The organism is Aequorivita marina (genome assembly GCF_031631895.2).
Classification (GTDB): Bacteria; Bacteroidota; Bacteroidia; order Flavobacteriales; family Flavobacteriaceae; genus Aequorivita; species Aequorivita marina.
Genome location: NZ_JAVMBW020000006.1, coordinates 16457 through 29123 on the forward strand (window position 1 = coordinate 16457; position 12667 = coordinate 29123).

Here is a 12667-nt window from a genome sequence, read left to right on the forward strand (position 1 = left end):
TTAATGATCTTCTTCGTTTTCAGTTAAACTAATTTCTGATGCGCCAGTGTCATATAAAAACTTTGAAAGTTTCTCAACATCGTGGTTATCTACATCTACTTCCATTAAAAAGTGAGCATCTGTTGTACGTACATCCGGATTTTCAGCCTTCTTAAATGGCCATAGCTTACTGCGCATGTAAAAGGTTATTACCATAAGGTGACCTGCAAAAAACACCGTCAACTCAAACATAATAGGGATAAAAGCAGGCATGTTTTGGTAGAAAGTAAAACTCGGTTTTCCTCCAATGTTTTGTGGCCAGTCTTGAATCATCATGTAATTCATCATTAACACTGCGACAGTCAAACCTACCAAACCATAAAGAAAGGAGGTTATTGCAAGTCGCGTTGGCGCATAACCTAGCGCATGATCCAGTCCGTGGACCGGAAATGGGGTAAACACTTCAGAAATATGATAGTTTGCCGCGCGGGTCTGTGTAACGGCCTGCATCAACAAGTCGTCGTCCGTGTATATAGCATGTATCTTTTTAGCAGCCATAATTATTTTTTATTTTTTAATGTTAGTGCCTGTCCAGCCCAATCATCACGCTTGGCTCTTCCTGGGAATTCACTAATAATATCATCCAATAAATCGTATTCGCGATCGGTCATTTTACTTACTTGTTCAAAAGTAAAGATACCCAATTGATGTAGTTTTTGTTCCATCACTGGACCAACTCCATTAATTTTCTTAAGGTCGTCTTGTTTTTGAACATCAGGGTCAAAAGTACCGACAGCCGCAAGCAAAGCGTTCACATTTTCTTTATGTGGAGCTAAGTCAAGATCGGCATTAGCTGAGTCGTCATTTTTCGCATCGTCAAATGGAGACGAAAAATGTTTTCCTTTTACGTTAGCCGATGGACCTGCTTCAGCTGGATATTCCTCAACATGCTGTACGTGACTAACATCGTCACCGTGTTTAGCTCGAAGCTTTTTAAATCCTTCACCTGAAGTTTTCAAAATGGTTTTAACCTCTGCTTGTGCAATTACCGGGAAGGTACGCGCATAAAGCAAGAAGAGAACAAAGAAAAAGCCAATTGTACCTACAAAAGTTCCAATATCTACAAAGGTGGGCTGAAACATACTCCAAGAAGAGGTTAATCGATCTTTTGTAATGTTTACCACAATAATATTAAAACGCTCAAACCACATTCCAATATTAATAATCAACGCCACCAAGAACGTCCAAGCAATGTTTCTTCTCCACTTTTTAACCCATAAGGTAAGTGGCACAACAAAGTTACAGATAATCAACGCCCAGAATGCCCACCAATATGGACCAGTAGCTGCTCCAAAAGAAAGGTAGGTATAATCTTCATAAGGAACTCCAGAATACCACATAACAAAATATTCAGTACCATATGCAACCGATACTATACCACCGGTTAACAAAATAACCTTGTTCATATATTCAATATGAAGCACAGTAATATAATTTTCTAGATGCGATACTTTACGCATAATAATAAGGAGGGTTTGCACCATTGCAAATCCAGAGAAGATAGCACCTGCCACGAAATACGGTGGATAAATTGTACTGTGCCACCCCGGAACTACCGATGTAGCAAAGTCAAAAGATACAATTGTGTGTACCGAAAGTACCAATGGCGTAGCCAAACCAGCCAAAACCAAGGAAACCTCTTCAAATCGTTGCCAGTCTTTTGCACGACCGCTCCAACCAAAACTAAGTATTCCGTATATTTTCTTCTGAAAAGGACTAGTAGTTTTATCACGAATCATTGCAAAGTCAGGCAATAACCCTGTCCACCAGAACACTAAGGATATAGACAAATAGGTAGAAATTGCGAATACATCCCAAAGCAATGGAGAGTTAAAGTTAATCCATAACGATCCAAATTGGTTTGGAAGTGGAAGTACCCAATATGCCAACCACGGGCGACCCATGTGTATAATAGGGAACAATCCCGCTTGAACAACGGCAAAGATTGTCATGGCTTCCGCAGAACGGTTTACAGCCATTCTCCATTTTTGGCGGAAGAGTAGCAGTACGGCAGAAATCAGTGTTCCTGCGTGACCAATACCAACCCACCAAACAAAGTTTGTAATATCCCAAGCCCATCCAATGGTCTTGTTCAAGCCCCAAACTCCAATTCCAGTGGAAACCGTATAGATAATACACCCTAGACCCCATAAAAATGCTATGAGGGCAATGGTAAAAACAATCCACCAAGATTTATTTGCTTTTCCTAAAACGGGAGCGGCTACATCTGAACTAATGTCAGAATAAGACTTCTCTCCCAGAACCAAGGGTTCTCTTATAGGTGCTTCGTAGTGTGACGACATATATAACTATTAAATAATTATTGATTCTTGATTTAAATTTTATGCTTCATTTGTATTTCTAACAATCATTTGATAGAAAACATTTGGTTTTGTTCCTACACTCTCAAGTAAGTAGTACATTCTATCATCTTCCTTCTTCTCCAGTACTTCAGCCTCACTATCATTAATGTCTCCAAAAACCATGGCGCCAGTTTCACAAGCGTTCACACAAGCTGTGGAGAATTCGCCATCTTTTACAGGCCTACCTTCACGCTTAGCATCAAGTATTGTTTTCTGGGTCATTTGAATACATAGTGAACATTTTTCCATAACCCCTCGCGAACGTACAACCACATCTGGGTTAAGCACCATTCTACCTAAGTCATTATTCATATTGTAATCAAACTCATCATTCTCGTTGTATAAGAACCAGTTAAAACGACGTACTTTATAAGGACAGTTGTTGGCACAATAACGTGTACCCACACAACGGTTATACGCCATATGGTTTTGCCCTTGACGCCCGTGTGATGTTGCCGCTACTGGGCAAACAGTTTCACAAGGCGCATGGTTACAGTGCTGGCACATTACCGGCTGGAATGCAACCTCAAGTGTTTCGTAATTTGGATTCTCTACCGCTTCATAACTATCAAAGGCAGGTAAATTTTCATATTTTTCAATCTCCTCTTGGAAAGTATCTCCTGCGGAATAATATCTATCAATACGCAACCAGTGCATATCGCGGAATTTTCGAACTTCATCTTTCCCAACAACAGGCACATTATTCTCGGCGTGACAAGCAATAACGCAAGCCCCACAACCTGTACAGGCATTTAAATCTATAGAAAGGTTGAAGTGATGCCCAATAGAAGTATCAAACGGACTCCATAAATCTGCATTTTTATCACGAACCTCAATTGGGGCGTGATCATAATCAACTACAGGAACAGCATTCCATTCCTTAACATCCTTAGAGTTGAAAACCTCTAGGGTAGTATCCTTAATAATATCGTTACTACGACCCGCCATTGTACTCTGTAATTGAACACAAGCAAACTCGTGCATTCCGCTGGCTTTTTCAATTCCAACTTTCTGAACATTAGAGAAGTTCTGGTACAACGGATACGCATTCAATCCTGTTTGCATCTCCTCTTGGATAGCAGCTGTTTTTCCATACCCTAACGCCAATCCTACAGAACCAACTGCCTGTCCTGGCTGAATAATAACAGGAACATTTTTTAACACCACATTACCAAGCGTTACATTTACGTAACTACCATTTAAAGCACCGTTAGAAACATTCTCATTAACGAGACCTAAGTCCTTTGCATCTTTTTGTGAAACGGTTAAGTAGTTATCCCATGAGGCTCTAGTAATTGGATCTGGAAATTCCTGCAGCCATGGGTTATTAGCCTGTTGCCCATCTCCCAATCCAGTTGAAGTGTACAAGGTCATCTCATAGCCTCCTTCTTCAAAAAGTGAAGAAAGTGCAGCATCTGAAGTACTATCCTCCATTGTAGCAGATCCTTCGGCTGAAGCGTTAACCGCCTCCATAGTAACTTCTGCGTTACTCGCAAGAACTCCAGCTTCTAAAGCTTTATTCCAGGAACCGCCTTCAAGGATAGTGCTATTCCAGGTTTCTTTTATATAATCGTAATATTTTTGTGAGCTTCCAGTCCATTTCAATAAACAATCTTGAAACTGTCGTGTATTGAACAACGGACGAATGGTTGGTTGCATAAGACTAAAACTACCTTTCTTAAACTGAGCATCACCCCAAGATTCAAGATAATGTGGTGTTGCAGCAACCATTTTTGCCAAGGAAGCAGTAGCGTCTTGTTTCATTCCGAAAGCAAGACTCATTTCAAGATTTTGATATGCCTCAGCAAACTCTACATTATTAGGTAACGAATAAACAGGATCTACTCCTACGGAAATCAAACCTTTTATAGAACCGGAAATAACACCGTTAACAACGTTCATTACTTCAGCGTTACTTCCCTGACTGATAAGTAAAGGCTTATCGGTATCCATTGCAGCACTATCGGCATTAAAATCTAACGCCATTGTTTGTGAAGCCACATCTGGTAAGTTAGTTACCAACAATGCTTTTCCGCCTGCTTTTCGCAATTGTGCTTTTGCAGCATTTACCGCTTCGGCAATATTTTCTGGCAAGCCTGATGTGCTTCCGCCAGTTAAAGCTTTTAATATTTGAAGTTGTTGTGACGGGGTTGAAAGCACACGTTTGTCTGCCTTAGCTCCAGTTAAGCTTAAGTTAGCCTCAAACTGAATATGGCGAGACATTTTACCGTTTTTCGGCATTCTTCCCTGGGCATAACCTTTACTGTAGCTTCCACCTTGCCAATCTCCTAAAAAGTCGGCTCCAACAGACACAATCACATCGGCTTTTGAAAAATCGTAATCAGGAAGGGCACGCATCCCGTATTTATTTTGAAACGCATCTAAAGCCGCTGAGCTAGAAACCGTATCATAAACTACATGACGAACATTTGGATACTTCGCTGTAAATTCAGAAATTAATTTTGAAGTGGACGGACTAGCAAAAGTCTGCGTAAGTAGCACCATGTCCTTTCCAGACATTTCATTCATCTTCTGAGCTACGGCTGTATCAAACTCTGCCCAAGAAACGCCGGCTCCATCAAGAAGTGGACCTGGCAATCTATTTTTATCATATAATGAAAGAACAGATGCGTGAACACGTGCATTAACACTTCCGCCGTTTACGGCTAAATCGTTCTTTTCAATTTTAATTGGACGTCCTTCTCTTGTTTTCACCAATACATTGGCAAAATCAAAACCATCTGCTATAGTTGAAGCGTAATAATTCGGCACACCAGGAACTATCTCGTCCGGTTGAATCACATACGGGATGGACTTAACTACGGGACCCTCACAAGCTGCCAACGTAGCTGCAGCCGTGGTAAAGCCCACATACTTTAAGAAATCACGACGTGTAGTTGAAGAAGATTTCAAGGTCTCCTCATCGCCAAGAAATTCGTCTGTAGGGATTTCCGTTACAAACTCATTATCCTTTAGCGACTTAACAGTTGCGCTGTCTTCGTTCAGCTCTTCAACACTTTTCCAGTATTTCTTGTTTGATGACATATTGCTATCTGTAATTTTCCTTTAAACTTAATTAATAGTGACATTTACCACATTCCAATCCACCCATTTCGGCGATTGTCAACTTCTCGACACCATATTTTTTAGAAAGCTCCTCGTGAATTTTGGCATAGTATTCATTATTCTCCAAATTCACATTTGTTTCTTTATGACAATTAATACACCAGCCCATGGTTAGCGGTGCAAACTGCTCCATAACCTCCATTTTCTCAACCTCACCATGACATGTCTGGCAGTCCACACCAGCAACAGTAACGTGCTGTGAGTGGTTAAAGTAAGCAAGATCAGGTAAGTTGTGGATTCGAACCCATTTTACAGGCTCGGTTTCACCGGTATATTGCTGTTCGTCTGGATTCCAACCTACAGCTTTATAAAGCTTGGCGATTTCCCCATCGTAAAACTCTTTTGAGTACTCATCAGTAGCGGTTTCTTCGGCTACTTCCGAAATATTTTTATGACAGCTCATACAAACGTTCAATGAAGGTATTCCGGCAACCTTGCTCTTTCTGGCAGAACTATGACAGAAATTACAGTCAATTTGGTTGTCGCCCGCGTGTATTTTATGTGAATAGTGAATTGGCTGCACCGGAGCGTATCCTTTATCTACGCCAACTTGCATCAAATAACCAAAAGCAAAATAACTTCCTGCAAGAAGTAAAAAGACAGAGAAAACAATCACTAAAAATTGATTTTGAATAAAAGCCTTCCAGATAGGAAGTCGCTTTTCTTTTTTCTCTTCTTCATAAACAACGCCATTGGCTTCCGCTATGCGCTTCAAGGTATTGGTCACCAAGTAAAGCATAATGACCAACAACAAAAAGATTAGCGCCAAAGCACCCAAAACAAGACCATTAGAAACACCACCACCATCGCTAGACGCAGCAGTTACTCCAGCAGCATCGGCAGCAGGAGCTTTTGGCGTGGCCTTAGGCTGACTTGTATACGCAAGAATATTATCAATGTCCTCATCCGAAAGCCCCGGGAAAGGAGTCATTATCATTTTATTGTTTTCCTCAAAAAGCTTGATAGCTTGCTTATCACCAGAAGCAATAAGCGCCTGACTATTTCTAATCCAATCGTACAGCCAGTCACGATCAAACTTGTCAGCCACGCCCCTTAGAGCCGGACCAACCGCCTTTTTATCCATTTTGTGGCAAGCAGCACAGTTTGCTTTAAATAGTGACTCACCCGCAGCAACATCACCGCCAGCATCTTCTGCAGGCGCTTCAGCAGGAGCAGCATCAGCTTCGTCCTGAGAATATATGGTAGTTGAAAAGGTTAGTGCAAACACTAACAGAAGGAGTGGCAATTTTGAGCGTAGATGTATAAAATTCACCTTTTTCATACTAATTGTTAAAATTATTGTCGATAGTTTGGCACAGAATTAGTTAGCTTAAAAATATCTTTAAATGCTCGTTCCGTACCGCAAATAAAGGAGCAAAAATACATTATAAAGTCCATTTGGGAAATGTAAACAAAGTGTTAACGGTCAATTTATACTAGTTCTAAATAATAATTTTGCTCCTCATCAAGTTATTAAGTTTTACATTTGCAATAAATATCCAGTATATGATTTCGAAAAATTTCTCCAAACTTATTATTGCCAGTATTTTAATGGTTTTCTTTACTGCCAAGGGCTTTGCCCAATCTGCGACGCTTTCAGTAAATGAAGACCCGAGGATTGCAAAATTACTATCAGCCAAGAAAGAATTGGAGAAAAACAACAAACTTTCTGACGGGTACACGATACAACTGTATTACGGCGAATTTTCGACTGCACAGGACATTCTAAGAAAATACAGGTCAAGCTTTTCAAATTGGCCCGCATCTCTTGAATATGAAACCCCAAACTATAAAGTGTGGGCAGGTAACTTTAGTACGCGTATAGCTGCCGATCGTGCGCTTCTGGAAATTCAAAAGCGTTTTTCCTCAGCGTTTATCCTTAAGCCGGAACGCAGAAAGTAAGGCCTTAAATATTTCCTTTTAGACTCTGAACTCAAGATAGCTGGGTAATGCTTATTACACGTATTATGCCTGGGTAATCGCCTGTGCCAAAGAATTGTTTTGGCGAGCAATCGAGACCCATAAAACTCTCGACTGTGCTCTAGGAGATATTTTAGATACAAATCACTTGCTCTTACTACTTCTAAATAGCATAAAGCTTTATTCCATCCACTACACAAAGAGGAAGAGTTTAACTTTCTTAAAATATTCAATTCGCTTTTAAGAAATTTCTTATGGCACCAATTTATTACCCATACGATCCTTATCTAAAACAAAGCTTAAGAGTACAAATTATAAAGTCAGTCATTATCAAGCTTAGCCGTAACGAAGAAAACAAGCTATTGCTTCGCAGCTTACCGGAAACAAAAAAAAGACCTGAAAAAATTAATTTTCAGGTCTTTTAGTAATTTATAGAATTGTTGAATTACTTCAGTTTCTTCTTCACGGCTACTTCCTGGAAGGCCTCAATAATATCATTTTCTTGGATATCGTTGTAGTTTTTAATCTGAATACCACAATCATAACCTTTAGAAACTTCCTTAACATCGTCCTTAAAGCGTTTTAATGAAGCGAGCTCCCCAGTGTAAACTACCACACCTTCGCGAATAAGACGGATTCCAGCACTTCTGAGAATTTTACCGCTCAATACCATACATCCCGCAATAGTACCTACTTTAGAGATTTTGAAAGTCTCGCGTATTTCGGCGGTACCGGTAATTTCTTCCTTCATTTCTGGAGAAAGCATACCTTCCATAGCATCTTTAAGATCATTAATTGCATCGTAAATAATAGAATACGTGCGGATGTCTATTTCTTCCTTATCGGCAATTTGACGGGCATTACCCATTGGGCGAACGTTGAAACCAATTATAATCGCATCTGAAGCCGAAGCCAGCAATACATCACTTTCAGTTATTGGCCCTACGGCTTTATGGATGATATTAACCTGAATCTCTTCCGTAGAAAGCTTTTGGAACGAATCTGTCAACGCCTCTACCGAACCATCAACATCACCCTTAAGAATAATGTTCAATTCCTTGAAATCGCCAAGGGCAATACGCCTTCCAATTTCATCAAGTGTAATATGTCTTTGTGTTCTAACAGACTGCTCTCTTTGCAACTGCGTGCGTTTTGTGGCAATTGCTTTGGCTTCACGCTCATCTTCAAATACGTTAAATTTATCTCCAGCTTGAGGCGCTCCATCAAGACCAAGAACTGATACTGGGGTTGAAGGTCCTGCCTTTTCAACATCATTACCACGCTCATCTTGCATAGCCTTAACTTTTCCGCTGTGCTGGCCAGCAAGAATATAATCACCAACTTTTAAAGTTCCGCCTTGTACCAAAATAGTTGATACATATCCGCGACCCTTGTCCAAGAATGCCTCCACAACCGTACCGTCTGCACGACGATTTGGGTTTGCGCTAAGCTCTAGTAATTCTGCCTCTAAGAGTACTTTTTCAAGCAACTCCTTAATGCCTTCTCCTGTTTTAGCCGAAATATCCTGCGATTGTATTTTACCACCCCAGTCTTCAACCAAAAGATTCATTTGAGCTAAACCTTCTTTAATTTTCTCAGGATTTGAGGTAGGCTTATCTACTTTGTTTATCGCAAATACAATAGGCACTCCAGCAGCTTGTGCATGGCTTATTGCTTCTTTTGTTTGCGGCATAATATCATCATCTGCTGCAATTACAATTATTGCAAGGTCAGTAACCTGAGCTCCACGCGCACGCATAGCGGTAAAGGCTTCGTGACCAGGCGTATCAAGGAATGCAATTTTTTGTCCGCCTTCCAATTCTACACCGTATGCACCAATATGCTGCGTAATTCCTCCAGATTCTCCGGCAATTACGTTTTCTTTTCTAATATAATCTAAAAGCGACGTTTTACCGTGGTCAACGTGCCCCATTACAGTAATGATTGGCGCTCTAGCCTCAAGATCTTCTGGCGTATCAACCTCTTTTTCTATAGCTTCCTCAAGGTCTGCGGTTACAAATTCTACTTCGTATCCAAACTCGTCAGCAACAATACTCAAGGTTTCAGCATCTAAACGCTGGTTCATGGTTACCATCATTCCCAAGGACATACAGGCCGAGATAATTTTGGTAACCGGCACATTCATCATGGTAGCCATTTCGCTAGCCGTAACAAATTCGGTAACTTTTATTAGTTTGCTGTCTGCTTCCTGCTGTGCAAGTTCAGTTTCAGTCTTTTGACGGTGTGTATCACGTTTTTCACGTCTGTATTTCGCGCCTTTCCCTTTTGAGGATTTCCCCTGAAGTTTTTCTAGGGTTTCGCGTACTTGTTTTTGTACTTCTTCCTCGCTCGGCTCTTCTTTTGGCTTATTACTTCTTGCTTTTCTTCCAGATCCGCGTTTGTCTCTGTGTTTTCCACCAGATTTTGTAGTGTCTTTACTTATACGACGACGTTTTCCTTTTTTACCTTTTTTATCGTCAGCCTTAGCATTCTTCTTCTTTTCTGGCTTTTTAAATTGGGTAAGGTCTATTTTTTGTCCGGTAAAGTTAGGGCCATCCAGCTTGCGGTATTTTGTTGTTACCGTATCAGAATCTTTAGAATCTTCCTGCTTCGGCTCTTCTTTTGGCTCGTCTTTAGTTTCTTCCTTTTTCTCCGCTTTCTCCTTGGTTTCTTTTGCAACCGGAGCTTCTTTCGGTTCTTCTGAAGATTTCTCAGACTCTTTTTTCTTCTCCTCCTCCTTCTTCTCTACTTTCTTTTCCTTCTTTTTATCTACTTTTTTAGGAGTATCAGCAGGTTTCGCTTCTGGTTCCTTTTTCTCTTCAGGCTTAGACTCCTCGGCCGCTTCAGCAGGCTTTTTCTCCTCTTCTTTTACGGGCTCAATAGGTGTTTCCACTTCTTTAGGCGTTTCCTCAGCAGGTACTTCCTCCTTAGGCGCCTCCTCTTTCTTCGCTTTTCCTCCGTCAAGATCAATCTTACCAACTTGCTTTGGTCCGTCTAATTTTGCTTCGGCCTTGACTACACGAGAAGCTTCTTCCTTCTTCTGTTTTTCCTCTAGTTCGCGCTCACGCTCCAAACGAAGTTCTTCTTTCTCTTTGCGTTTTTCTTCGCTTACTTCTTTAGAAGCATCTTTCTTACTCTTATCGGTCTCAAATTCTTCAAAAAGGACTTCATATTCATCACCCGATATTTTAGTATTGGGACTAGCGTCCACCTCGAACCCCTTGGAACCTAGAAATTCCACGGCACGATCCAAAGAGATATTAAACTCTCGTAATACCTGACTTAGTCTTTTCTTTTTTACTCCAGCCATAAATGCTTCTCCTGTTTTGTCTTTTTAAAAAATTTGTATAAAAGTAATTAAAGTTTCAACTACTCCTCAAATTCTTCTTTTAATATATTAATTACATCACGTATTGTTTCTTCTTCAAGATCTGTACGCTTAACCAAATCGCCAATATTGTATTCTAAGATACTTTTAGCGGTATCCAGTCCAATTTTTTTGAATTCCTCAATAATCCAGCCTTCTATTTCATCTGAAAACTCACTTAACTCAACATCTTCCTCGGCTCCTTCTCTAATTACATCAATCTCATAACCCGTTAATTGTCCAGCCAAACGAATGTTATGTCCGCCACGGCCTATTGCCTTACTCACTTCCTCTGGACGAAGCATAACCTCAGCCCGTTTTCTCTCTTCATCAATTTTAATGGAAATGACTTTTGCAGGGCTAAGCGCTCGTGTAATATAGAGGTTTAAGTTATTAGTATAATTGATAACGTCAATATTCTCATTACCAAGCTCACGAACTATTCCATGAATTCGGGATCCTTTCATCCCTACACAGGCTCCAACTGGATCTATACGGTCATCGTAAGAATCAACAGCTACTTTCGCCTTTTCACCAGGAATACGAACCACATTTTTAACCGTAATCAAACCGTCAAAAACCTCAGGGATTTCCTGCTCAAATAGTTTTTCTAGAAAAATAGGGTTTGCCCTTGACATTAAAATCGTTGGCTTATTTCCTTTTAAATCAACACTTTCAATAATTCCGCGAACATTATCTCCTTTTCTGAAGAAATCTGAAGGAATTTGTTTATCCTTCGGAAGGATTAGTTCATTTCCTTCATCATCCAATAAAATTACAGCGCGATGCCGTATGTGATGCACCTCGGCGGTATAAATTTCGCCCTCTAGGTCTTTAAAGTGCTTATATATAATAGTATTGTCGTGTTCGTGAATCTTTGAAATTAGGTTTTGGCGAAGTGCTAAAATAGCGCGACGGCCAAGATCTACTAATTTTACTTCTTCCGAAACATCTTCTCCAACTTCAAAATCGGGTTCAATTTTTTGAGCTTCCGACAATGAAATTTCCTCATTCGGATCTTCTACTTCGCCATCGTCAACTACAATTCGGGTTCTCCATATTTCAAGATCTCCTTTATCTGGGTTAACAATAATGTCAAAGTTATCATCACTTCCGTACTTTCGTTTAAGAGCGCTCCTAAAAACCTCTTCAAGTATCGCCATTAGCGTTACTCGGTCTATTTGTTTGTCGTCCTTAAATTCCGAAAAAGAATCGATTAGTGCTAAGTTTTCCATATCAATTCAATTAAAATGTTATCTTCACTTTTGCTTCCATAATATCTGTGTAAGGCAATTCAGCCTTTTTTTGAACGGTAACTTTTCCCTTGCCAACCGGTTTGGGCTCGCGCGCAGACCATGTTAAGGTACAACTTTCGTCGTTAGCAGCAATAAGCTCGCCTTCAATTTTTTCTTCTTTTGTTGTTTTAACTTTTAGTTTTCTGCCTACATTTTTCTTGAACTGTCTGGGTATGGTTAACGGCTCAGAAACGCCTGCAGACATGACCTCTAATGAAAAATCATGTTCTTCCCTATCTAAATTATGTTCAATTTCCCGGCTAACAGCTATGCAGTCTTCTACCGTAACGCCTTTATCGCCGTCAAGAATGACCCGTATTTGATTAAGTTCAGAAACATCAAGGTCAATTAAAAACAGTGACTTGTTTTTATCAAGCGCATCGTTGAGCAATTTTGCTACCTTTTCACGCATTAGTTTAAGCTATAAAAAGAGGGGACTTTTAGTCCCCTCAGATATTTTTCGTATCAAATTCGGTGCAAATATACTATAAATTTTAAAACTATAAAAACCAAGACCCAACGATTTATTTTTGTAATTTGACACTGCTAAAAACAAC

8 protein-coding genes are annotated in these 12667 nt (G+C 40.1%); 1 reads left to right on the forward strand and 7 read right to left on the reverse strand.

All coding sequences use genetic code 11. The features are described 5' to 3' along the window. The 4 genes from QPK98_RS09020 to QPK98_RS09035 are packed head-to-tail and all read right to left on the reverse strand — an operon-like array spanning position 1 to position 6810. The gene (locus QPK98_RS09020) at positions 1–537 is read right to left on the reverse strand and encodes a DUF3341 domain-containing protein (RefSeq protein ID WP_310992908.1); all 537 of its coding nucleotides are present in this window, start codon (positions 535–537) and stop codon (positions 1–3) included. A 2-nt stretch (positions 538–539) separates the two neighbouring features. Beyond that, on the reverse strand, positions 540–2342 hold the full coding sequence (locus QPK98_RS09025; RefSeq protein WP_310992909.1) for a helix-hairpin-helix domain-containing protein: 1803 nt from the start codon (positions 2340–2342) through the stop codon (positions 540–542). A 39-nt stretch (positions 2343–2381) separates the two neighbouring features. After that, positions 2382–5447 carry a TAT-variant-translocated molybdopterin oxidoreductase gene (locus tag QPK98_RS09030; protein WP_310992910.1) on the reverse strand — a complete coding sequence of 1022 codons (3066 nt, stop codon included), beginning with the start codon at positions 5445–5447 and terminating at the stop codon, positions 2382–2384. Between the two features lie 31 nt (positions 5448–5478). Then, positions 5479–6810, reverse strand: a complete 1332-nt coding sequence (locus QPK98_RS09035) for a c-type cytochrome (protein ID WP_310992911.1) — start codon at positions 6808–6810, stop codon at positions 5479–5481. A gap of 224 nt (positions 6811–7034) precedes the next feature. On the opposite strand from QPK98_RS09035, the gene QPK98_RS09040 reads away from it, so the two are divergent. Then, the gene (locus QPK98_RS09040) at positions 7035–7430 is read left to right on the forward strand and encodes an SPOR domain-containing protein (RefSeq protein WP_310992912.1); all 396 of its coding nucleotides are present in this window, start codon (positions 7035–7037) and stop codon (positions 7428–7430) included. A gap of 463 nt (positions 7431–7893) precedes the next feature. Here QPK98_RS09040 and infB read toward each other — a convergent pair whose 3' ends face one another. Genes infB through rimP form a run of 3 tightly spaced genes read right to left on the reverse strand, consistent with a single transcriptional unit; the run spans position 7894 to position 12522 of the window. After that, complete coding sequence (gene infB / locus QPK98_RS09045) at positions 7894–10758, reverse strand: translation initiation factor IF-2 (protein ID WP_310992913.1); 2865 nt, start codon at positions 10756–10758, stop codon at positions 7894–7896. A gap of 59 nt (positions 10759–10817) precedes the next feature. Continuing rightward, a complete protein-coding gene (gene nusA / locus QPK98_RS09050; RefSeq protein ID WP_310992915.1) occupies positions 10818–12050 on the reverse strand; it encodes a transcription termination factor NusA in 1233 nt (410 codons plus the stop codon). Between the two features lie 10 nt (positions 12051–12060). Next, a complete protein-coding gene (gene rimP / locus QPK98_RS09055) occupies positions 12061–12522 on the reverse strand; it encodes a ribosome assembly cofactor RimP (protein WP_310992916.1) in 462 nt (153 codons plus the stop codon). Positions 12523–12667: the final 145 nt, after the last annotated feature.